Source organism: Bacteroides propionicigenes (genome assembly GCF_018390535.1).
Taxonomy (GTDB): Bacteria; Bacteroidota; Bacteroidia; order Bacteroidales; family Bacteroidaceae; genus Bacteroides; species Bacteroides propionicigenes.
In genome coordinates this window covers 297,622-322,184 of sequence record NZ_JAHBBW010000005.1, presented here as the reverse complement: position 1 = coordinate 322,184, position 24,563 = coordinate 297,622, and the positions used below count along the sequence as shown (strand labels likewise).

General features: G+C 49.8%; 15 protein-coding genes. 3 read left to right on the top strand and 12 right to left on the bottom strand.

Annotation, left to right across the window (positions count from 1 at the left end; all coding sequences use genetic code 11):
* Positions 1 to 30: 30 nt before the first annotated feature.
* The gene (locus KG118_RS09670; RefSeq protein WP_117713200.1) at positions 31 to 2,595 is read left to right on the top strand and encodes a glycosyltransferase family 1 protein; all 2,565 of its coding nucleotides are present in this window, start codon (positions 31 to 33) and stop codon (positions 2,593 to 2,595) included.
* Positions 2,596 to 2,772: 177 nt separating this feature from the next.
* On the opposite strand, the gene KG118_RS09665 is transcribed toward KG118_RS09670, so the two are convergent.
* Entirely contained in the window at positions 2,773 to 3,495 is a 723-nt protein-coding gene (locus KG118_RS09665; RefSeq protein WP_117713201.1) for a DUF6064 family protein, read from the bottom strand.
* Between the two features lie 183 nt (positions 3,496 to 3,678).
* On the opposite strand from KG118_RS09665, the gene KG118_RS09660 reads away from it, so the two are divergent.
* Entirely contained in the window at positions 3,679 to 5,022 is a 1,344-nt protein-coding gene (locus tag KG118_RS09660; RefSeq protein WP_117713202.1) for a threonine/serine exporter family protein, read from the top strand.
* 132 nt (positions 5,023 to 5,154) lie between these two features.
* Here KG118_RS09660 and KG118_RS09655 read toward each other — a convergent pair whose 3' ends face one another.
* The 11 genes from KG118_RS09655 to gltB form a co-directional block, all read right to left on the bottom strand.
* On the bottom strand, positions 5,155 to 7,344 hold the full coding sequence (locus KG118_RS09655) for a glutamine synthetase III family protein (RefSeq protein ID WP_117713203.1): 2,190 nt from the start codon (positions 7,342 to 7,344) through the stop codon (positions 5,155 to 5,157).
* Between the two features lie 61 nt (positions 7,345 to 7,405).
* Positions 7,406 to 8,857 carry an ammonium transporter gene (locus tag KG118_RS09650; RefSeq protein ID WP_117713226.1) on the bottom strand — a complete coding sequence of 484 codons (1,452 nt, stop codon included), beginning with the start codon at positions 8,855 to 8,857 and terminating at the stop codon, positions 7,406 to 7,408.
* Positions 8,858 to 8,944: 87 nt separating this feature from the next.
* Positions 8,945 to 9,301 carry a P-II family nitrogen regulator gene (locus tag KG118_RS09645; protein WP_087412026.1) on the bottom strand — a complete coding sequence of 119 codons (357 nt, stop codon included), beginning with the start codon at positions 9,299 to 9,301 and terminating at the stop codon, positions 8,945 to 8,947.
* Between the two features lie 21 nt (positions 9,302 to 9,322).
* The gene (locus tag KG118_RS09640; protein WP_117713204.1) at positions 9,323 to 10,027 is read right to left on the bottom strand and encodes a hypothetical protein; all 705 of its coding nucleotides are present in this window, start codon (positions 10,025 to 10,027) and stop codon (positions 9,323 to 9,325) included.
* A 99-nt stretch (positions 10,028 to 10,126) separates the two neighbouring features.
* Complete coding sequence (locus KG118_RS09635) at positions 10,127 to 11,359, bottom strand: LL-diaminopimelate aminotransferase (protein WP_117713205.1); 1,233 nt, start codon at positions 11,357 to 11,359, stop codon at positions 10,127 to 10,129.
* An 85-nt stretch (positions 11,360 to 11,444) separates the two neighbouring features.
* Positions 11,445 to 12,299 (bottom strand): diaminopimelate epimerase, encoded by an 855-nt coding sequence (gene dapF, locus KG118_RS09630; RefSeq protein ID WP_117713206.1) that lies wholly within the window; start codon positions 12,297 to 12,299, stop codon positions 11,445 to 11,447.
* 346 nt (positions 12,300 to 12,645) lie between these two features.
* Entirely contained in the window at positions 12,646 to 13,410 is a 765-nt protein-coding gene (locus KG118_RS09625) for a glycerophosphodiester phosphodiesterase family protein (protein WP_117713207.1), read from the bottom strand.
* Positions 13,411 to 13,518: 108 nt separating this feature from the next.
* Positions 13,519 to 14,157, bottom strand: a complete 639-nt coding sequence (locus KG118_RS09620; protein WP_117713208.1) for a DUF3267 domain-containing protein — start codon at positions 14,155 to 14,157, stop codon at positions 13,519 to 13,521.
* Between the two features lie 111 nt (positions 14,158 to 14,268).
* The gene (asnB, locus tag KG118_RS09615; protein ID WP_117713209.1) at positions 14,269 to 16,017 is read right to left on the bottom strand and encodes an asparagine synthase B; all 1,749 of its coding nucleotides are present in this window, start codon (positions 16,015 to 16,017) and stop codon (positions 14,269 to 14,271) included.
* Positions 16,018 to 16,372: 355 nt separating this feature from the next.
* Positions 16,373 to 17,713 carry a glutamate synthase subunit beta gene (locus KG118_RS09610; RefSeq protein WP_117713210.1) on the bottom strand — a complete coding sequence of 447 codons (1,341 nt, stop codon included), beginning with the start codon at positions 17,711 to 17,713 and terminating at the stop codon, positions 16,373 to 16,375.
* Between the two features lie 33 nt (positions 17,714 to 17,746).
* Positions 17,747 to 22,306 carry a glutamate synthase large subunit gene (gene gltB / locus KG118_RS09605; protein ID WP_213388427.1) on the bottom strand — a complete coding sequence of 1,520 codons (4,560 nt, stop codon included), beginning with the start codon at positions 22,304 to 22,306 and terminating at the stop codon, positions 17,747 to 17,749.
* A 364-nt stretch (positions 22,307 to 22,670) separates the two neighbouring features.
* Between gltB and glmS the strand changes: the two genes are divergently transcribed.
* Positions 22,671 to 24,515 carry a glutamine--fructose-6-phosphate transaminase (isomerizing) gene (gene glmS / locus KG118_RS09600; protein ID WP_117713212.1) on the top strand — a complete coding sequence of 615 codons (1,845 nt, stop codon included), beginning with the start codon at positions 22,671 to 22,673 and terminating at the stop codon, positions 24,513 to 24,515.
* Positions 24,516 to 24,563: the final 48 nt, after the last annotated feature.

The following is a 24,563-nucleotide window of genomic DNA, read 5'->3' as shown; positions in this document are numbered from 1 at the left end:
AATTATATTAATCAATCAAGTAATCATACAATGAAGATTAAAGTTAGTAATGTAAACACTCCGAACTGGAAAGATGTGAACGTTAAGTCTCACATCCCTGCTGAATTGGAGAAATTATCCGAACTTGCACGTAACATTTGGTGGTCATGGAATTATGAGGCTACTGAATTGTTTAAAGACCTTGACCCTGCTCTCTGGAAAGAAGTTGGACAGAATCCTGTTCTGCTGTTAGAACGTATGAGCTATGCTAAGCTCGAAGCACTCGCTAAAGATAAAGTGATTTTGCGTAGAATGGAAGATGTATATTCCAAGTTCCGCAATTATATGGATGTGAAACCTGATAGCAATCGTCCTTCTGTTGCATATTTCAGCATGGAGTACGGTTTGAATCATGTACTTAAGATATATTCCGGTGGTCTGGGTGTACTTGCCGGCGACTATTTGAAAGAGGCTTCTGACAGTAATGTAGACTTGTGCGCTGTCGGTTTCCTGTATCGTTACGGTTATTTTACTCAAACATTGGCTATGGACGGCCAACAGATTGCCAACTACGAAGCCCAGAACTTCGGCCAGTTGCCTATTGACCGTGTATTGGATGAAAACGGCAACCAAGTTGTTGTGGACGTTCCCTATTTGGATTACTACGTACACGCTTTCCTTTGGAGAGTAAATATTGGCCGTATCTCCCTCTATCTGCTTGATACGGATAACGAGATGAACAGCGAGTTCGACCGTTCCATTACTCACCAGCTGTATGGCGGTGACTGGGAAAACCGTCTGAAACAAGAAATACTGTTGGGTATCGGTGGTATTCTTACTTTGAAGAAACTGGGTATCAAGAAAGATGTATATCATTGTAACGAAGGACACGCAGCGTTGATTAACGTACAGCGTATCTGCGACTACGTGGCCGAAGGTCTGACTTATGACCAGGCTATCGAGTTGGTGCGCGCTTCTTCTTTGTACACCGTACATACCCCGGTTCCTGCCGGTCACGACTACTTTGACGAAGGTCTCTTCGGTAAGTACATGGGTGGCTATCCTTCTAAGATGGGTATCACTTGGGACGACCTTATGGACCTCGGCCGCAACAATCCGGGCGATAAGGGCGAACGTTTCTGTATGTCCGTATTCGCTTGCAACACTTCTCAGGAAGTGAACGGTGTGAGCTGGTTGCACGGAAAAGTTTCTCAGGAAATGTTTGCTCCTATCTGGAAAGGTTACTTCCCGGAAGAGATGCACGTTGGTTATGTTACGAACGGTGTCCACTTCCCCACATGGAGTGCTACGGAATGGAAACAGCTCTATGCTGCACACTTCGATGAAAACTTCTGGTACGACCAGTCTAATCCTAAGATTTGGGAAGCTATCTATAATGTAGCAGACGAAGAGATTTGGAAGACACGTATGGCTATGAAGAACAAACTGATTGACTATGTTCGCAAGGAATACCGCAAGACATGGTTGAACAATCAGGGAGACCCTTCACGCGTTGTATCTTTGTTGGACAAGATTAACCCGAATGCGCTCTTGATTGGTTTCGGACGTCGTTTCGCTACTTACAAGCGTGCACACCTGTTGTTCACCGACTTGGAGCGTCTGTCTAAGATTGTGAACAACCCCGATTATCCGGTACAGTTCCTGTTCACCGGTAAGGCTCACCCGCATGATGGTGCAGGTCAGGGATTGATTAAGAGAATTATCGAAATCTCCCGCCGTCCTGAGTTCTTGGGTAAGATTATCTTCCTCGAAAACTACGATATGCAGTTGGCTCGCCGCCTTGTATCAGGCGTTGATATCTGGTTGAACACTCCGACACGTCCGCTCGAAGCATCCGGTACTTCCGGTGAGAAAGCGTTGATGAACGGTGTTGTAAACTTCTCCGTACTCGACGGATGGTGGCTGGAAGGTTACCGTGAAGGCGCAGGTTGGGCATTGACAGAAAAACGCACCTACCAGAACCAGGAATATCAAGACCAACTGGATGCCGCTACTATTTACAGTATCCTCGAACAGGAAATCCTGCCGTTGTACTATGCACGCAACAAGAAGGGATATTCTGAAGGCTGGATTAGGACTATCAAGAACTCTATCGCACAGATTGCACCTCATTACACAATGAAGCGTCAGCTGGACGATTACTATAGCAAGTTCTACACTAAGGAAGCGAAACGCTTTAAAGTGTTAGCTGCCAATAACTATGCCAAGGCTAAGGAACTCGCAGCATGGAAAGAGGAAGTTGTTGCCAAGTGGGACAGTATCGAGGTAGTATCTTCTGAAAAGACGGAAGAACTGGTTAAAGGCTCTATCGAAAGCGGCAAGGAATACACCATTACTTACGTTATCGACGAAAAGGGCTTGAATGATGCTATCGGTCTGGAATTGGTAACTACCTATACTGCACAGGATGGCAAGCAACATATTTACTCTGTAGAGCCGTTCAATGTAGTGAAGAAAGAGGGTAATCTCTATACTTTCCAAGTGAAGCATAAGCTGGAGAATGCCGGTAGCTTCAAAGTAGCTTACCGTATGTTCCCGAAGCATGCAGATCTGCCTCACCGCCAGGATTTCTGTTATGTTCGCTGGTTCATCTAAGATGAGATAACAATACAGATGGTGCGTTTTATGTAAACGCATCGTCTGTCAGCACTAAACGCATTATCCATTTGATACAAACAGACCATCCGTTTACTCGAAACGGATGGTCTGTTTTTTGTTGGGTAAACAAGCGTTGATATATACTTGCTCTTTCAAGCAAAAAGAAGTGATGTGCTATTCTCTCAATCCATGAAAGAGGGGCATACTTAAGAGCACCCCGATAATGATGCATATCACAATAAGAAACCAGTTCATGAGCCGTGCGCTCAGTTTTGTTTCTTTATGCAGGTTCTGGGCTACGTAGTTCTTGAAGAACAGATAAATGGCAGGTACGGTGGCGCTTGCCAGCAGCAGGTCTTCGGGTATTTTATACACATACACTTTGGAGAAAGCGATGAGTGCCCAGTGACAGAGGAAAAGGATAACGAGCAAATTGACCTTGCGTGAGAATGCCAGTAACAGACCAATGGTGAACACAGCTACCGAACAGGGCATTACCGTTGTCGTCATCATCGGAAACTCCATGCCGCGTGCCCACGACAGGAGTGGATAGAGGAAAGGCATTGCATACAGCACGCCTACCAGTGCTTGGTATTTGGGATTGCGTTCAAACGGAGTATAATCGGTAAACAAGTCCCACAGCCAGATTATGGCGATTACACCCCAAAAACAGGCAAGGATATGGTGGTAACTGCGTGTGTCACAATACATCATATAGTATACCAAAGCTATCCAGCTGTTGAGGAATACCATATATATCTTCATGGAGCGTTTTACTCCGGCGGTAGGTTTGCGGTATAACAGTGCGGTCAGTACAATGCCTGTTACGGTAATGATAATTTGCGCCCACCAAGTATTTTCATTATATAGCGCAATCGTGTTCCAAAATATTTCCATATGAATCAGCCTTTGTTTTTAGGGAATTGACAAAAGTACGGTCTGTCCGTTTCCCTTTTTCTAAAAATGCGTGCAAAGGTATGGGTTTCCGGCGAGATATGAAATTCTTTTCTATATTTTGCCTATCTTTGCACTCCTCTTTAGGGGTAGGTAAAAATAGGATATTAGTTAGTAGAAAGTTTGATGGATACAACAATGGTTGAACAAGAGATTATCTTGCGCAGGAAGCTTGATTTATTGCTTCGTACAGGGAAAATATTAGTGGAGAGTGCAGCCGATACCAATCGCATAGTACGTAATATGAATCGTGTTGCCGCCTACCTGGGGCTACCCGAGGAGAACCTTCACATAGACGTGACTTATACAATGCTGGTGGTGAATTTGAGTGATGAATCGCACTCTTATTCCAAATTCCAAAAGTGCGAGAAACATGGTATCAATATGACCGCCATCTCCGAAATCAGCAAACTCTCTTGGCGTGCCATAGAAGAGGATTACTCACTGGACCGTTACGAAGAAGAGTTGGAAAAGATAAAAAACAAGAAGCGCAACTATACCCCCTATCTTGTGGCTATCGGAGCGGGATTTGCCTGCGGCGGTTTCTGCAAGCTGTTCGGCGGTGACTGGATTGCTTTTTTATTTGCCTCCATTGCGGCTTTTGCCGGATTCCGTGTTCGTGCGCGTTGCGTGGAGTTCGGCATCAATCTTTATATGAGTATCGCCATTGCGGCATTGGTGGCAACCTGTCTTGCTTATGTCACTACCTTTACAGGGCTTTCGGGCACTCCATATCATCCGCTGCTGGCCTGTGCGCTGTTCATTGTGCCGGGAGTTCCCATCATTAATTTTGTGGATGATATGATTGACAACTACATACAGGTGGGTATTGTGCGTGCCGTCAATACGGTGCTGATGGTGTGTGCTATGGCTTTCGGCATTGTGATAGCCATGCGTCTGCTGGCTATGGAAGATGTGGTGATTGACAAGAAATTCAGCGAATTGAGCATGGTTCCGCACGATCCTTACTATATATACGCCATTGCAGCGGCCATATCTGCTATGGGCTTTTCCATGATATTCAATATCCAGCGCCGTCTGTTGTGGGTGGTTGCGATAGGAGGAATGCTTGCGGTGTGTACGCGTAACTTTGTCAACTTCGAGCTGGGACTCGGTCCTGTCATCGGTTCCTTTACGGGGGCTATGGTGGTGAGTCTGGTGGCGGTAAAGGCTGTCCACTGGTTTCATGTGCCCAATCACGTGCTCACTATTCCTTCCGTCATTCCGATGATTCCGGGAGTACTGATGTATCGTGCACTGGTTGCCCTTATCAATATGCACGGAGTGGTAGGTGAGGTGACGGTGGCTGTATCCAACGGCATCAATGCTTCACTGATAATTCTTTGTATTGCGTTGGGAGTAGCCGTTCCCAATATCTTTGCCCGCCGCTATATCGCCAAAGACCGTCAGCGTTTTCTGAAGGAGGAGTTGCAGAAGCGCAGGGAGAGGGGAAAGTTCCTTGAATGGTGAAGGTAAATGGTTTTGCATCGCATGATAAAAAGAGAGAGAACTACCGTCACGGCACCTCTCTCTCTGCAAACTTAAAACAACCAACAAAAGAAATAGATAATTTCAGAGTCAGGATTTCACTCCTTTCTTCCCTTATCTTATAAATAACAGTTCCCTGTACTTCGGCAATGTCCACATCTGGTTGTCGACGATGAGTTCCAGCTTGTCGATGTGATAACGAATTTCTTCCATCATCGGTACGATGTTATCGTGGTAAGCGATGGCTTTGTCACGTTCACACTCAATCTTGTTGGCAACCTTTCGGGCTTCTATCATGGCATCCACGTGCTCCTTGATGAAGGTGGTGCGGTCGGCAATCTCTTCGATGAGTTCCAGATTCTTGGCAGACAGTTTTGCAGCTTTCTCTGCCGGGAAGAGGTCTTTCATCTTGTAGACATTGTCTATTAACTCCGTCTGATACTGCGTGGCTACGGGGATGATGTGATTCATCGCCAAGTCACCGAGTACGCGGGCTTCAATCTGAATTTTCTTGGTATAGGTTTCCCACTTCACTTCGTTGCGGGCTTCCAGTTCCTTTTGCGTCATCACACCTACTGACTCGAACATACGGATGCTTTCGGGCTTCAGATAGTTGTCGAAGATGAGGGGTACACTGGTTTCACAGTCCAATCCGCGTTTCTTGGCCTCGGCTTTCCATTCGTCACTGTAGCCGTTGCCGTCGAAGTGGATAGGTTTGCATATCTTGATGTATTTGCGAATAACATCGAGGATAGCCGAAATCTTCGGTTCCCCCTTCTCGATAAGCTCGTCTACATCTTTCTTGAATTCCACCAATTGCTCGGCAAGGGCGGAGTTCAGGGCAATCATGGCGCTGGCACAGTTGGCTTCCGAACCTACGGCGCGGAATTCGAAGCGGTTGCCCGTAAAGGCAAACGGACTGGTACGGTTTCGGTCGGTGTTGTCTATCATCAGTTCGGGTATCTGCGGAATGTCCAGCTTCATGCCCTGTTTGCCGCTGAGGCTGATGAGGTCGTCCTTAGTGCTTTCCTCAATATGTTCCAGTACTTGGCTCAGCTGCTTGCCGAGGAAGCTGGATATGATTGCGGGAGGCGCTTCGTTCGCTCCCAGCCGGTGGGCATTTGTGGCGCTGGAGATGCTGGCCTTCAGCAATCCGTTATGCTTGTAAACTGCCATTAAGGTATTTACTACGAAGGTGATGAAACGCAGGTTGTCTTCGGGTAGTTTGCCGGGGGCATGGAGCAAGATGCCCGTGTCCGTACCCAGCGACCAGTTGTTGTGCTTGCCGCTGCCGTTGACACCCTTGAACGGCTTTTCGTGTAACAGTACGCGGAAGCCGTGGTTGCGTGCCACCTTGCGCATCAAAGCCATGATGAGCATATTGTGGTCCACTGCAAGGTTGCATTCCTCGAAGATAGGAGCCAACTCGAACTGGTTGGGAGCTACCTCGTTGTGGCGGGTCTTGACGGGGATTCCGAGTTTCAGCGCTTCGATTTCCAACTCCTTCATAAAGGCTGCCACACGCGGAGGGATGGCGCCGAAGTAGTGGTCTTCGAGTTGTTGGTTCTTGGCGCTGTCGTGTCCGGTCAGTGTGCGTCCGGTCATCAACAGGTCGGGACGGGCAGCGTAAAGGCCTTCGTCAATCAGGAAGTATTCCTGCTCCCAGCCCAAGTACGCCACTACTTTCTTTACGTCCGGGTTGAAATAGTGGCATACGTCTACCGCTGCCTTGTCCACCGCACGCAGCGCTTTGAGCAACGGTGCTTTGTAGTCCAGGGATTCACCCGTGTAGGCGATGAAAATGGTCGGGATGCAGAGCGTATCATCTACTATGAACGCGGGAGAAGAGGGGTCCCATGCGGAATAGCCGCGTGCCTCGAACGTGTTGCGGATGCCGCCGTTGGGGAAGCTGGATGCGTCGGGTTCCTGCTGCACAAGCAATTTGCCTGTGAATTCTTCCATCATGCCGCCCTTGCCGTCATGCTCCACGAAAGCGTCGTGCTTTTCGGCAGTACCTTCGGTGAGCGGATGAAACCAGTGCGTGTAGTGAGTAGCTCCCATTTCAAGCGCCCACTTCTTCATTCCCGCAGCCACTTCATCGGCAATGCTGCGGTCCAGCGGTGCACCGTTGTCAATTACATCAATCAGTTTGGCATATACCTTGCTGGGCAGATACCTAAACATCTTTTCCTTGTTGAATACATACTTGGCGAAGTATTCCGACGGGCGTTCCGCCGGGACTGCCACTGCAACGGGTTTTTTCTTGAACGCCGTCTCTACTACTCTGAATCTCAATTTTGACATAATACCTTAGAGTTGTAATTGTTGGTTTATAAATATATGTTAGAGTAAAAAAACTCTTATTTTAGTTGTACGCGGACTCTCCGTGCTCGTAGATGTCAAGCCCTTCTTCCTCTACGCGAGCCGGAACACGCAAACCGTGTATCTTGTCGAGTACCTTGAAGATGATGAAGCCCATACCTGCCGCCCAAAGTCCGACAATCACCGCACCGAATATCTGTGCTCCGAGGAAACCCGCACCTGCACCGTAGAACAGACCTTCACTGGTAGAGAACAGTCCGGTGAGTACTGTTCCTGTGAAACCACATACGCCGTGTACGGAAGATGCGCCTACAGGGTCGTCAATCTTCAGCACTTTGTCAATGAATTCTACGGAGTATATCATCAGTACGCCGCAGATGGTGCCGATGATGACCGCACCCAGCGGAGAAACGGCATCGCATCCTGCCGTGATGCCTACCAATCCTGCCAAAATGCCGTTCAGTGTGAGTGACAGGGATGGTTTGCCGTACTTCAGCCAGCTGACAGCCAGAGCAAAGAAACCGCCTGCACAAGCTGCCAGGTTGGTGTTGAGGAATACGAGCGAGATAGCTACCTGGTCTTCGGTAGTGGCTGCCGCCAACTGAGAGCCGGGGTTGAAACCGAACCACCCGAACCAAAGGATGAAGACACCCAGTGCCGCAATGGTGAGGTTGTGCCCGGGGATGGCTTTTGACCGACCGTCTTTGCTGTACTTGCCGATGCGCGGACCGAGGATAGCTGCACCTACCAGTGCAATCCAACCGCCTACGGAGTGTACAATGGTGGAACCGGCAAAGTCGTGGAAGGTAGTTCCGAATGTTTCCGTCATGAAGGAACCGGCTTCACCGTTCATCAGCCATCCTCCGCCCCAAGTCCAGTGACCGGAAACGGGATAAATCAGTACACTGATGAAGATTGTGTAAACCAGATACATGGAGAACTTCGTACGCTCTGCCATGGCTCCCGATACGATTGTGGCGGAAGTGGCGCAGAATACAGTCTGGAATACGAGGAAACCCTCGGTGGGCAGTGAAGCGGGGTCGGGCAGGCCGTTACTGTCGAACAACAGGCTCATGAAGTGGGGAGTTCCGAAGAAGTCGCCCAAACCGAACATGATGCCGAAACCTACCAGCCAGTAAAGGAGTGAACCGAACATGAAGTCTACGAAGTTCTTCATAAGTATGTTGGCGGTGTTCTTGGTGCGGGTGAAACCGGCTTCCACCAATGCAAAGCCCGGTTGCATAAAGAATACCAGCATGGCTGCCAGTAACATCCAGACGGTATTGACACCGGAAACTAATTGGGCGACGGTATCGGTTGCCGATGCTTCTTCGGCAGGTATTTCCGTGGCAGCTATCACCTCGGTAGTGACGGCTGCCGCACTGTCCGCAACTACGGCGGTTTGCGCATATATATCTGTTGTGAGGCAGCAAGCTATGAGTATAGCAAGGGCCGTACACAGTTTTGTGAAACTGCGTTTCATATATTTGTCCATAATCTCTTTGATTTTTAGTTGTACTTGTATTTTGCTTGTCATCGAGCACGCCGCTCAATGAAAGTCTTGTGGTTTGAGTGCTGCCGGTTATCTTTCCTGTTCGGCATTATAGAGGGCGATGTCACCCCGTTCTCCGGTGCGGATGCGGATAGCGTCTTCAATGGGGATGACGAAGATACGGCCGTCGCCGATTTCTCCGGTTTGTGCGGCTTTGATGATAGCTTGTACTGTCTTTTCTGCGTTTTTGTCGCGTACTACGATAGAGATGAGGATTCGCTCGATGGAACTGGTGTCGTACAGTACACCACGATAAATGCGGGCTTGTCTGGACTTTCCGATGCCTCTTACATCGTAGTAAGAGAACCATTCGATATCCGCTTCGAGGAGTGCGTCCTTCACTTCCTCGAATTTGGTTTTGCGGATGATAGCTTCAATCTTTTTCATACCTAAAACTGTTTACTGTTCTTAAAAACTTAATCCTACTACGAAGTATGCTCCTTCCGAACGTGGGTTCCAAGTAGCTTTGGCAAAGAGCGGCAGGGAGAATGAATCGGTTATTCTGATGTCCTTTGCAACTCCCAGACTGACGTCGCATACGGCAAATCCGCTTGCTCCGTAGAAACTCGTTTCCCATGGGGTGGCACCTACTTCTGCTGTCCAGTCAAGTCCGCCCAACTTGAAGGGGGCAGCTACGGAAATATAGGATGAATAGGCTCTGTCGCCATTCCCCTTGACACCGTCGTCTCCGGCAAAGTTGGTGTACCAGTTTACTGCCACCGGACCGAAGTCGTAACCCAGCTGTGCCTCGTATACGTGGGCTGTGTTGTGAGCATCGTAATGAAAATAGCCTGCGCCGGTGTTGAACCAGTAGTCTGTAACCGATACGCTGAAACCACCTGTAGAGTAGCCCAGTGTGAGGTCGAACTCTTTGGCATCTGTGCTCTCAATGCCTACTGAGCCCCACGCTCCAAGCGAGAAACCTTTATAGGCGATGGATGCGCTGGGCTGAAGGCTTACACCTCCCAAGTCTTGTCCGCGCCAGATGTAGCCGCTTACGATGTCTGCGCCTATGGATGCTTCCACTTTGTCCTGTGCCTTTGTTGTGAAAGGCATTGCAGCTGATAGTAACGCTATTGCTATTACTCCTAATTTTACGTTTCTTGTCTTCATACCTTCTTACCTTTTTAATTAGAAAAATTGCGGATGATCAGTCCGGCTCTGTTTGTATAGTACTGCGCTTGAACTATATTAAATAGTAGTTTGCTTATTTTATTTCAGCCAGTTGCGGATGCGTTTCATGGCTTCCACACAGTCTTCGTGTTTGCCGAAAGCGGTCAGGCGGATGTATCCCTCACCACTCGGGCCGAAGCCTACGCCCGGGGTTCCCACTACATTGGCTTCGTACAACATCTGTTCGAAGAATCGCCAAGAGCCTATGTCGTTCGGGGTTTTCAGCCAGATGTATGGGGCATTCACACCGCCGTACACTTTCAGTCCGGCTGTTTCCAATCCCTTTTTCATAGTGCGGGCGTTGTTCATATAGTAGTCAATCGTTTCTTTTATCTGCCGTTTGCCTTCCGCGGTGTAGATGGCTTCGGCGGCACGCTGGGTGATGTAGCTTGTGCCGTTGAACTTGGTGCATTGGCGGCGGTTCCACAGTTTGTTGAGGGAGATACGCTCGCCTTCCAGCGTGGCGGCGGTCAGTTCTTTCGGCACTACGGTGTAGCCGCAACGCACGCCTGTAAATCCGGCGGTCTTGGAGAAACTGCGGAACTCGATGGCGCATTTCTTCGCTCCTTTTATTTCGTATATGGAGTGGGGCACATCGTCTTCTTGGATGAAAGCCTCGTAGGCGGCATCAAACAAGATGAGCGTGTCGTTGTCGAGAGCATAGTCCACCCATTTCTTCAGTTCAGGTTTGCTAAGGGTAGTACCCGTGGGATTGTTGGGGTAGCAGAGGTAGACGATGTCGATGCGCTTGTCCGGTATTTCGGGGATGAAGTTGTTTTCGGCTGTGCAGGGCATATAGGTTACATTGCTCCATTTGCCGTCTTCTTCCAGTATGCCGGCGCGTCCGCACATTACGTTGCTGTCAATGTAGACAGGGTAGATAGGGTCGGTTACTCCCACACTGTTGTCATGGCGGAGTATGTCGCCTATGTTTCCCGTATCGCTCTTGGCTCCGTCGTTGATGAAGATTTCCTGTGGACTGAAATGAATGCCGCGTGTCGCATAATCGTGCTTGATGACGGCATCAATCAGAAAGTCATAGCCCTGTTCGGGACCATATCCGCGGAATGTCCTGGCATCAGCCATCTCATCCACTGCCTTGTGCATCGCTTCGATGCAGACTTGCGGCAGCGGACGGGTAACGTCTCCGATACCCAGACGGATGACTTCTTTCTTAGGGTGCGTTATCCTGAAAGTATTAATCTTCTTAGCTATATCCGAAAATAAGTAGCTTCCGGGTAATTTCAAAAAATGTTCATTAACTAATGCCATATCTCTGTTGGTTTAATTATTTAATAATGAAGAATGAATAATGAAGAATTGCCATGCGGCATAAAAGCGTATACTCATTCTTCATTCATAATTCTTCATTCCTCTCCATTTCTCCCTCGAAGACCTTACTTGCCCCTCCCGTCATAAAGATGTGCTTGGTGGCTACATCCCATTCAATGGTGAGTGCTCCTCCATCCATGATGATGATTGATTTTCTTCCGGCGCGTCCTGTGAGGAAAGCGGCTACGGCTGTAGCACAGGCTCCTGTTCCGCAGGCTTGGGTGATGCCCGAACCCCGTTCCCATACGCGCATCCTTATCTTTCCCTCTCCCAGTACTTGGGCAAACTCCACATTGATGCGGTCGGGGAAGAGGGGATGATTCTCCAGTTTGGGACCGATGGAGGAGAGGTCTATCTCCGTTATGTCGTTCACGAAGATTACCAGATGCGGGTTTCCCATGGATACGGTAGTACCTGTATAGCGTATGCCGTCTATTTCGATGGGATGTTCTTTCATCGGCTTGCTCCCCTTGCCGTCATAGTTCACGGGTTCTTCAGACGGAATACCCATGTCAACGGTTACGGTGTCTACCTTGTCGTCTGTCACGTGCAGTTTTAGAATCTTGATGCCGGACAGGGTGTCGAGTGTGATTTCCGTTTTGGAAGTCAGCTTGTAGTCATAAAGGTATTTGCCGATGCACCGGCTGGCATTTCCGCACATCTTGGCTTCAGAACCGTCCGCATTGAAAATGCGCATGCTGAAATCGGCTTTGTCGGAACGCCCTATAAGTACCAGACCGTCGCTGCCGATTCCCGTATGCGGTGCGCTCCATTTCTTCGAAAGCTTCTCCGGATTCTCGATAGGATAGCGGGTAGTGTCTACATATATGTAGTCGTTTCCTGCGCCGTGCATCTTGGTAAACTTTATGGTTCTTGTCATTTTGTACTTACTATGTTGGTTAGTTATATCCTTTTGTCTTATTTCACTGCAAATATACGACGTTTTGGATAATCTTTATCTATATTGGTATCTGTTTTCTATTTATTTCTATTCTAACTTTCATTCAGTGCAAATATACACGATTTCACTTCCAATTTAAAAGTATATAATGTTATATTCGTAAAGATTGTAATGTAACGCTCTCGTATTCTTGCAGGGAAATAATAAAAATGATTGTTTTATTCGTGTATTACTACCTTTTTGAAATATGAAAGCCGCTTCATTGTTTTCAAAATGAAGCGGCTTTTCTGTAATAGCTTTCTATATGTATTGTAAGTTGATGCTTTTACTGTAATATTTCTTGTAGTTCTACGGGTTCGTTGGTGGTGATGAAATCTACACCGTGACCAATCAGCCACTTCATGTCTTTGGCTTCGTTTACGGTCCAAGCATTTACTTTCATGCCCAAGTCGTGGGATTCTTTAATCCATTCGGGATGCTTCTTGAATACGCTGAAGTGATAGTCGGGTCCGGCGCATCCCCATTCTTTCAGTTCTTTGGGAGAGAGGTCTCCTTCCAGATAATATACCGGAGTGCCTTTGGGGGCAAGGCGGATAAATTCTTTGGTGGCGTGTCGCGAGAAAGCGATGTATTCCATGCGGTCTTCCAATCCCATCTCTTCCACCATCTTCACGATACTTTCTACGGCACGTGTTTCCCGTTCGGGCGTTTTGTGGGATTTCAGTTCCAGAATAAGGCGCGTTTTCAGTTGTCCGGCCTTTTCCAAGTATTGCCGCAGGGTGGGGAGTTGCTCTCCGTTGTCCAGTATGACGGCGGTGCACTGTTGTGCGGTGGAATTCTGCATATTCACCCCCTTGAAAGTGCTGTCGTGGTTCACCACCAGTTGGTTGTCGGCGGTGAGCCATACATCGAACTCGGAACCGTAGCAACCTATGGAATCGGCTTTCACCAAGGCGGCGATGGAGTTTTGTGCCGAACCGTTGGTCTTCCAGAAACCACGGTGGGCAATGACTTGGGTGGACTGCGCTTGTATGCCGCCAACAGCGGCAAGGAACAAGGCGGAAGCAAGAATAAAGTTTTTGAATTCCATTTGAATATGATTTAAACTGTTCGGGGTGATGGGGACACGTCCCTAATCACCCCGCAAAGATAATGCCTGTGTTATAAATAAAGTAGGAAAGAATGTTAAGTTTCTGTGTCATCTTTCAAAGACCACCAGCCCGCATTCATAAGGATGGTCGATGTAGAGTGCCTCTTTTCCACGGGTGGAATGGAGAAGAATTTTCAAGATGAGGAGGACATCGCCGCCGCCCGCAATAATCATTGTCAGGGAGAGATACTTCAACAATAAGCTGTCCGCCTCTATTGCGGCGAATGCCAAAAGGAAGCCCAAGATAACGGTGGGCATGGCCGCTCCGATGATGTACCCCCATTTGCTCATCACCGAGGAGCATGAACAATAGGGAGTTAATGCTTTCCACACCACGCCGAAGCTGATGGCACGGAAATGCTCTTTGGCGGCAAGCCCGAAGAACAATCCGTGGATAAGCTCATGAACCACGATAAGAAAGAGCATCGCGGGGCAAAATAGAAACACCGAAAGCCGTTGTTCTGCCGTATTCTCAAAGTTAATCAATCCGCCATGTTGGATGAAGAGCATCGTAAAGAAAGCCACAAAGGGCAGTGTAACTACCACGCCCCATATGTTGGCAGCCAACAGACCGACTGTCAGATTATGCCTTTCGTATCCTTTCTGTTCCATTTCGATACATACTGCTTCAAAGTTCTCTCTCCGTTTTTGTTCCGCGGGGGTTAGTTCCCGTTCTTTTTGTTCCATGATTTGCGGGCTTTAAGATGTTTCAGCGGACAAAGATATGATTATTTCAGGCACGATGATATCGGATGATGCAGATTTTTCTTTCTCCTCTCCGTGCCTGAAAATGAGCGGTTACTGATATGCCTCCTCGTGCACACCGGCAACGGCGCGTCCGCTGGGGTCGTTCTTCCCTTGAAACGAGGCATCCCATGCCAATGCTTCGGCGGTGGAACAGGCTATACTCGGCACGCTGGGCACGCTGCGGGCGGCACTCTTGCTGGGGAAGTGCTCCTCAAAGATGCTACGATAGTAATATTCTTCCTTGTTCATGGGCGTGTTGATAGGGAAGCGTTCTGCTGCCGCTGCCATCTGTTCATCACTGACGGCAGCGGCGGTGACGGCTTTTAATGTGTCAATCCAATTATAACCCACACCATCGGAGAACTGTTCCTTCTGACGCCATGCAACGCTTTCGGGCAGTATGTCCGCAAAGGCTTCGCGAACCACTTTCTTTTCAATCTCCTTGCCGGGACACATCTTCGTGGCAGGGTTCAGCCGCATGGCTACATCCAGAAACTCTTTGTCGAGGAACGGGACGCGTCCTTCCACCCCCCAAGCGGCAAGGCTCTTGTTGGCGCGCAGGCAGTCGTAGAGGTGCAGTTTGGAGAGCTTGCGCACCGTTTCCTCATGGAAGGCTTGCGGCGTAGGCGCTTTGTGGAAGTATAGGTAACCGCCGAATACTTCGTCCGCACCTTCACCGCTAAGCACCATCTTGATGCCCATGCTCTTGATGACACGCGCCAGCAAGTACATCGGGGTGGATGCACGGACGGTGGTTACGTCGTAGGTCTCGATGAAGTAGATAACATCGCGAATGGCGTCCAGCCCTTCCTGAATGGTATAATTGATTTCGTGGTGGATAGTGCCGATGTATTGCGCCACTTCACGTGCTTTGATGAGGTCGGGAGCGCCTTTCAAGCCTACTGCAAAGGAGTGGAGTTGAGGCCACCATGCATCTGATTTATTGTCTGTCTCGATACGCTTGCCTGCGTATTTCTTGGCGATGGCCGAGATTACGGAAGAGTCCAGCCCTCCGGACAGCAACACACCGTAGGGCACGTCCGACATCAGTTGGCGTTGCACGGCGGCTTCGAGTGCATCGTGTACGTCAGAGACTTGAGCTTGGTAGGTTGCAGTATTGACGTTTACGGATGCAGAGTTGACCTTTAGCGTCGTAGAGTTGATGTCAGGGAAATTAGTGTTGTAGTTGTCTTTTACGGCACTGTAGTGCATCCAGTCGCGGGTGTACCAACGGTGCATTTTACCTTCGCGTCCCCGGTAATAGTGTCCGGGCAGGAAAGGCTCGTACTCGTCGCAGAAGCCTTCGAGGGCTTTCAGTTCGCTGCCGAAGTAGATGCGGCCTTCCTTGTCGCGGCCTATATAGAGAGGTATCACTCCGATAGGGTCGCGGGCTATGAGGTAATCATCCGTCTCTTCATCGTAGAGGGCAAAGGCGAAGATACCGTTCAGTTCTTCGAGGAAACGGATGCCCTTGTCTTTGTAGAGGGCGAGGATGACTTCGCAGTCCGAACCTGTCTGAAAGGCGTACTTTCCGGCATAACGCGCACGGATGTCGCGATGGTTGTATATCTCACCGTTGACGGCAAGGATTTGCTTGCGGCCGGGCGAGTAGAGAGGTTGCCCGCCGGACTGAGGGTCGACGATAGAAAGACGCTCGTGCGCCAAGATTGCGGAGCCGCCTACGTAAATGCCGCTCCAGTCCGGTCCGCGATGGCGGATTTTCTGTGCCATTTTCAAGGCTTTGCTTCGGAGTTCCGGAGTCTGGGACTTTATGTTGAAAATACCTGTTATTCCACACATGGTTGTAGATGTTTTAGAAGTTGATAAGTAAGTGTTGAAATTTAGTTTATATCAAGAGCATCTGTCATTCAGAGCGTAGCGAAGAATCTACTCTCTTGATGTATACACAGAGAATAGATTCTTCGCTACGCTCTGAATGACAGATAGTATAAACTAATTATGCACATTTATTTATTGGATGATGTTAGTTATATCGGGTAAGGTCGGCAGTTTCACCACAGGGAACGAATTGTTTCAAGCGTTGGAACAGAGAGTTTCATGCGTTGGAACAGAGAGTTTCATGCGGTGGAACAGAAAGTTTCATGCGGTGAAACTTTTAGTTTTCCCCTTTGAAACTTTTTTCGTTGCCGCAAAACTACCGGTTGAAGTATTGGTCAATCTGCCGGGCCACTTTACGACCGTCAGCCAGTGCACGTACTACGAGACTTGCACCATTGGCGGCATCTCCCGCCACGAATACATTCTCTGCCAGCGTTGGCTGTTCCGGTTTGAGGAAGCCCATAGCCAACAGTACCATATCGGTTTCGATGACTTCTTTCTTACCCGTAGGTTTCATGGTGGGGCGGCCGCCGTCTTTTGCCGGAAGCCATTCCACTTCTTCCACTTCCACGCCGCAAACCTTTCCGTTCTTGCCGATGAATCTGTTGGATGCCAATGACCAGCGGCGTGTGCATCCTTCTTCGTGGCTGGAAGTGGTTTTCAGGACAACGGGCCATTGCGGCCAGGGCGTAGCGTCATTGTGTCCTACGGGTGGCTGCGGCATAATTTCTATTTGCGTCACGCTCGCGGCTCCCTGGCGGATGCTCGTGCCGATGCAGTCCGAGCCTGTGTCGCCGCCGCCAATGACGAGCACCCGCTTGCCACGGGCATTGACAAGCTGTTCTTTCAGGAATGTCTCTCCGTCGAGGATGCGGTTCTGTTGCGCCAGCATATCGAGGGCAAAGTAGATACCTTTCAGTTCACGGCCGGGGATGGCGAGGTCGCGGGCGGTGGGTGTGCCTGTGCAGACGGCGTAAGCGTCGAAGCCTGCGGGCAGCTTCTGCATATCGATGCGGACGCCCATTTCAAACCGGATACCTTCGGCTTTCAGCACATCCATGCGGCGGTCTATTACTTCCTTGGGTAGTTTGAAGTTGGGAATACCGTAGCGAAGCAGTCCGCCCGGCATCGGTTTGGAATCGAATATCGTGACTTCGTAGCCACAGGCATTCAGCCGTGCGGCAACGCTTAGCCCGGCAGGCCCTGCACCGACGACGGCTACTTTCTTGCCATTGCGTTCGGGGCGGACAGGCACGATGTAACCCTCGCGAAAAGCGGCTTCGGCAATGGCTGCCTCATTCTCGCGGATGGTTACGGGAGCGTCGCAGGAGAGCTTCAGCACGCACGACTTCTCACAAAGTGCGGGGCAGATACGTCCCGTAAATTCAGGGAAATCGTTCGTTTCGTTCAGTACTTGGTAGGCTTCGCGCCATTTTCCTTTGCAGAGTGCGTCTTGAAACTCCGGTTGCTTGTTGCCCAACGGACACGCCCAATGGCAAAAAGGTACGCCGCACTCCATGCAGCGTGAGGCTTGGAGCTTGCGGTCGTGACTGTTCAGCGTCTGTTCCACCTGACTGAAATCTGTGATACGTTCGTGTATCGGACGGTAGCCCGCTTCTTGGCGGGGGATATTTAAGAATGCTTTTGAATCACCCATGGTCTTTGGTAGTTGAAAGTTGATAGTTGAAAGTTAATAGTCTCTCTGCATATCCGCAATCTTCTGTTGCAGCTTCTTCATCTGTTCCTCTTGCAGCACTTTCTTGTACTCGATAGGGACTACTTGGATAAACTCGTCTACGTAGTGCGTCCAGTCATCGAGTAGGATGCGTGCCAGTTTGGAACCGGTGTAGAGATAGTGCTGGCGGATGAGTTCGTGCAGTTCCTTGCGGTACGAGGCTTCTTCGATGAGGCTTAGTTCCACCATCTCCATGTTACAGAAGTAGTCGAAGTTGCCGTCTTTGTTCCAGACGTAGGCCACACCGCCGGACATACCTGCGGCAAAGTTACGTCCCGTCTGTCCGAGCACTACCACACGTCCGCCGGTCATGTACTCGCAGCAATGGTCACCCACGCCCTCTACAACGGCTATTGCACCGGAGTTGCGGACGGCAAAGCGTTCGCCTACGCGACCGTTGATATATACTTCACCGCCGGTTGCGCCATACAGAAGGGTGTTTCCGGCAATTGTGTTCTTCTCAGCCTCGAAGTTGCTGCGCACAGGGGGCAGCACGGCGATGCGTCCGCCACTCAGTCCTTTGCCCAGATAGTCATTGGCCTCACCTTCCAGCTTGAAGTTGACACCCGGTACGAGGAATGCTCCGAAACTCTGTCCGGCAGAACCTTTGAACTTGACGTTCAGTGTATGTTCGGGCAGGCCTTTGGCGCCGTACTTGGCGGCGATAGCGCCGGAGAGCATCGCACCGCAGGCGCGGTCGGTGTTGGCAATGGTATATTCAAGGGAAACTTCCTTCTGTTCGTTTACGGCATTGGCGGCGGCATTCAGCATTTCCACGTCTTTTACGTGGTCGATGCCGTGTTGCTGGTCTATGATGTGGCGGATGGCAGCTCCGTTGTCCACACGTGCCAGTATTTTGTCGAAGCTGATGAGTTGATGCTTCTTGATGCCGTCATCCGGTTTGCGGAGGATGAGGTCGGTACGCCCGATGATGTCGTCCAGCTTTTCCACTCCAATCTCTGCCAGATACTCGCGTACTTCGCGGGCAAGGAAGGTGAAGTAGTTCACAAGGTATTCGCTGCGCCCGATGAAACGTTTGCGCAGTTCCGGGTTCTGGGTGGCTACACCTACGGGACAAGTGTTCTGGTTGCATTTGCGCATCATCACGCATCCCAATACGATGAGGGCAGCGGTGGCGAAACCGTATTCTTCCGCACCGAGCATAGCCATGAGCACTACGTCGCGTCCGGTTTTCAGTTGTCCGTCCACTTGCAACAGCACTTGCCCGCGCAGCCCGTTCAGTACCAGTGTCTGTTGCGTCTCGCTCAGTCCGAGTTCGGGCGAGATGCCGGCATATCGGATGGAACTTGCGGGTGACGCGCCTGTACCTCCTTCGGCGCCGGAGATGACGATAAGGTCGGCTTTGGCTTTCGCCACGCCTGCGGCGATAGTTCCCACACCGCTTTCGGCTACCAGCTTCACGCTGATTTTGGCTTTAGGGTTGACGTTCTTCAGGTCGAAGATAAGCTGTGCCAGGTCTTCGATGGAATAGATGTCGTGGTGGGGCGGGGGAGAAATCAATGAAATGCCCGGAATGGAGTGGCGCGTGCGGGCAATCACTTGGTCTACTTTGAATCCCGGCAACTGGCCGCCTTCACCCGGCTTGGCGCCTTGTGCCACTTTTATCTGTATTTCGTCGGCATTCACCAGATATTCCGTAGTGACCCCGAAGCGTCCGGATGCCACCTGTTTGATGGCGCTGCGCATTTCCGTTCCGAAGCGTGCGGCATCTTCACCGCCTTCACCCGTATTGCTTCGCCCGTGCAGCTTGTTCATGGCAACCGCCATTGCCTCATGCGCTTCCTGACTGATGGCGCCGAAAGACATGGCCCCCGTAACGAAACGTTTCAGAATGCTTTCCACCGGCTCCACCTTGTCTATGGAAATGGGGCTGTGATGGAAGTCGAGGAAGTCGCGCAGGAAGATAGGTCTTTCTTTCTCGTCGACCAAGCGGGTAAACTCTTTGAACTTCTTGTAGCTGCCCAGACGGGTGGCTATTTGCAGGGCACTGATAGTTTCCGGATTCCAAGCGTGCTTTTCGCCGTCCTTGCGGTATGCGTACAGTCCTTTGTTTGGCAATAGGGGAGCTTCACCGCCGCCATTCTTCATGCGCGCTTCTTCCTTCTTCATCGCTTCCCCTTCGTCGTGGAAAGTGATGGCATCACGTGCCACCTCATCCAGACGGATGCCGCCGATAGTCGATTTCAATCCGCCGAAGTAGGCGTTGCTCAGTTCTTCACTCAGTCCTACAGCCTCGAATATCTTTGCGCCCCGGTAGGAACGGATGGTGCTGATACCCATTTTGCTCATAATCTTGAACAGGCCTTTGCAGATGGCTTTTATGTAATTCTTCTCTGCGGTGGCATAGTTCAGCTGTATCTCTTTCTTGGCAACGAGCTCGTCCAGTACGGCAAATGCCATGTAGGGGTTCAGTGCGCTTGCACCGAAACCGAGGAGCAGTGCGGCGTGCATCACCTCGCGTATCTCGCCGCTTTCCACTACCAATGCGGTCTGTACGCGCTTTCCTACCGAAATGAGGTGGTGGTGCACTGCCGATACGGCAAGCAATGAGGGGATGGCGGCATGGACGGCATCTACGTTGCGGTCGGTCAGTATAATGTAGTTCACGCCTTCGGTGACGGACGCTTCGGCTTCCTTGCACAGGCGGTCAAGCGCTTCCTGCAGTCCGGCACGTCCTTTGGAGACTTCAAACAGCATCGGCAGCTTTACGGTCTTGAAGCCTTTGTAGCGGATGTTGCAGAGAATATCCAATTGCGCATTTGTCAGGATGGGGTGGTTCAGCCGTACCATTTTGCAATGGCTTTCGTTGGGCGTCAGTATGTTCATGCCTACTGCGCCGATGTACTCGGTGAGAGACATTACCAACTCTTCGCGGATAGGGTCGATAGGCGGGTTGGTGACTTGCGCAAACTGTTGGCGGAAGTAATTGTATAGTAGTTGCGGCTTGTCGGAAAGTACGGCAAGCGGGGTGTCGTTACCCATTGCGCTGACAGGTTCGGCGCCGTTGGATGCCATGGGCAGGATGATTTTCTCGACATCTTCTTTGGAGAAACCGAACGTGCGCAGCATACTGTTGTAGTTGTCCACGCTGTGGGGTACTTTGCGTCCGCTTTTCAGTTCGTTCAGTTCGATGCGGTTGTTGGCGAGCCAAGTGCGGTAGGGCTTGGCTTCGGCAAGTTGCTTTTTCAGTTCGCCGTCATAGTATATCTCGCCTTTTTCGGTGTCTATCAGGAGTATCTTGCCGGGTTGGAGACGGCCTTTCTCTTTGATGTCGCCCGGTTCGAAGTCCATAACGCCGACTTCACTTGCCACCACCATGATGTCGTTGTGTGTAATGAGGTAGCGTGCGGGACGCAGGCCGTTGCGGTCCAACATACCGCCCGCATAGCGTCCGTCGCTGAAGAGTAGCGCGGCAGGTCCGTCCCAAGGTTCCATGAGGATAGAGTGGTACTCGTAGAAGGCCTTGAGGTCTTCGCTGATAGGGTTCTTTTCGTTGAAGGATTCCGGCACGAGCATTGCCATGGCATGCGGCAGGCTAAGGCCGGACATGACAAGGAACTCCAGTACGTTGTCCAGCGAGGCGCTGTCGCTCATGTTCGGCTGGATGATGGGACGCAGTTCTTTGATGTCGCCAAGGGCGGGAGAGGACAGGACGCTTTCACGCGCTTCCATCCAGCCGCGGTTGCCGCGTATGGTGTTGATTTCACCGTTGTGCGCCAAGAGACGGAACGGCTGTGCCAGTCCCCACGTAGGGAAGGTGTTGGTGCTGAAACGGGAGTGCACCAAAGCCAGTCCGCTGGTGAAGTAGTTGTTTGTCAGGTCGGGGAAGTAGTTGCGCAGTTGTAGGGAAGAGAGCATACCTTTATAGATGATGTTCTTCGTAGACAGCGACACGATATAGAAATCCTCCCGTGCGGCTATATCCGATCTGCGTACTTTGTTTTCTATTCTTTTCCTTATTATATAGAGACGTCGGTCGGCGGTTTCGCTGTCCGTAAATCCGGTGATGAAGATTTGTTTGATGTCGGGTTCGTTGGCAAGCGCGGCTTCACCCAGTATTTCGGGGCAGGTAGGCACATTGCGCAGGTGCATCAGCGTCAATCCTTCTTTCTCTATTTCTTCAATGATGATGCTCAGGATAGCTGCCCGGTCTTTCTCATCTTTCGGAAGAAAAAGCAATCCTGTTCCGTATTTCCCTTTTTCGGGAACGGGGATGCCTTGCAGCAGGATGAACTCGTGCGGTATCTGCAACATGATGCCGGCGCCGTCTCCGGTCTTGTTGTCGGCGCCTTCCGCTCCGCGATGACGCATATTCTCCAATACTTTCAATGCGGATTCAACCAATTCGTGTGATTTACCCCCATGGATGTTCACTAACATTCCCACACCGCAAGCGTCGTGCTCATTGGCTGCATCGTACAGGCCCAACTGCATGGGCTGTCGTTGTGCGGGTTGTTCCTTTGTTTCGTTGTTAAAAAGCTCTTTCTTTTCCATTTTTGGTTTACTTTAATTTGTGTAATACCTATTTGTTGTATCAAAATGTTTGGCAAAAATATGTATTTAATTTCAAATTGATACAGATATGCCTTGATTTGTGTCCTATTAAATACTTATACCGGAGACTGAAGTTATAATCTGATAGAAAATACCCTTTGTTTTCTTCTAATCTTAAATCAGATTCCGCCAGTTTGCTTTAAGATTATAAATTCTACCTTTTGCTTTTAAAATATTGTTTTCTTTGTCTTTTTGATAATAAAACAACTTTTTTCTACTCTTTTGACAAATAAATAGTGAAAATATTAACTTTATGTTCTCAATAATATATATCTTTGCAGCGCAAATTAAATACTGATATATTATGTGTGGAATAGTAGGCTATATAGGTCAAAGGAAAGCCTACCCCATTCTTATCAAAGGCTTGAAGCGGTTGGAGTACCGCGGATACGATAGTGCAGGGGTAGCATTAATCAGTGATGACCGACAACTGAACGTGTACAAGACGAAAGGAAAGGTCTCGGATTTAGAAACTTTCGTCACTCAAAAAGATATTTCCGGTAGCATAGGCATTGCACATACCCGTTGGGCTACACATGGAGAACCTTGTTCCGTTAACGCCCATCCTCATTATTCCTCTTCCGAAAGACTCGCTCTCATCCACAACGGCATCATTGAAAATTACGCCGTCCTTAAAGACAAACTCCAAGCCAAAGGCTATACTTTTAAAAGTAGTACCGACACCGAGGTACTGATACAACTCATAGAATACATTCAGGTTACAAACCGCATCGACTTGCTGACTGCCGTGCAACTGGCTTTGCAGGAGGTTATCGGTGCATATGCCATTGCCGTGCTCGACAGGGAGAATCCAGACGAGATTATCGCTGCGCGCAAAAGCAGTCCGTTGGTGGTGGGCATCGGGCAGGATGAGTTCTTCTTGGCATCCGATGCCACTCCGATTGTGGAATATACGGACAAGGTGGTTTATCTGGAAGATGAAGAGATAGCCGTTATCCGTCGCGGGGAGAAACTGAAAGTGGTGAATCTGAAGAATGTGGAGTGTCCGCACGAGGTAAAGACGGTAGCGCTTAATCTCGGTCAGTTGGAGAAGGGAGGTTATCCGCATTTCATGTTGAAAGAGATTTTTGAGCAACCCGATTGTATTCGCGACTGTATGCGCGGACGCATTAATTTGGAGGGTACTAACGTGGTGCTTTCCGCCATTATAGATTATAAGGAACGTCTGCTTGCTGCCAAACGTTTTGTAATCGTGGCCTGCGGCACGTCTTGGCACGCCGCGCTCATAGGCAAACATTTGATAGAGAGTTTCTGCCGCATTCCGGTGGAAGTGGAGTATGCTTCGGAGTTCCGTTACCGGGACCCGGTGATTGACGGCAATGATGTGGTGATTGCCATTTCGCAGAGCGGGGAGACAGCCGATACGCTGGCTGCCGTGGAACTTGCCAAAAGCCGCGGTGCATTTATATATGGCATCTGTAATGCTATCGGTTCGAGTATTCCGCGCGCTACGCATACGGGGTCTTACATCCATGTAGGACCGGAAATAGGGGTGGCGTCTACCAAAGCCTTTACGGGTCAGGTAACTGTGCTCACTATGCTGGCATTGACTCTTGCGCGGGAGAAGCGTACGATTGATAAGGAGCAATACCTTGCCATAGTGAGGGAACTCGGACAGATTCCCGAAAAGATGAAAGAGGTGCTGAAGCTGAACGACCGCATAGCGGAGCTTTCCAAAATCTTCACCTACGCACACAATTTTATCTATCTGGGACGCGGCTACAGCTATCCCGTAGCGTTGGAAGGCGCTTTGAAGCTGAAAGAAATCTCGTATATCCATGCGGAAGGCTATCCGGCCGCCGAAATGAAGCATGGACCTATCGCGCTGATAGATGCGGAAATGCCGGTAGTGGTCATTGCCACACAGAACGGATTGTACGAAAAAGTACTGAGCAATATACAGGAAATCAAAGCGCGCAAAGGCAGGGTGATAGCGATTGTCACCAAGGGAGATACGGTTATCAGTAAAATAGCCGACACTTGTATCGAACTTCCCGAAACAATGGAGTGCCTTGACCCGTTAATAACTACGGTTCCCTTGCAGTTGCTCGCATATCACATAGCCGTATGCAAAGGTATGGATGTAGACCAACCGCGTAACCTTGCCAAGTCGGTAACGGTGGAATGATCGGAAACAGATGATGTGTACGGGTAAAACAGATGATGCGTTTGTACT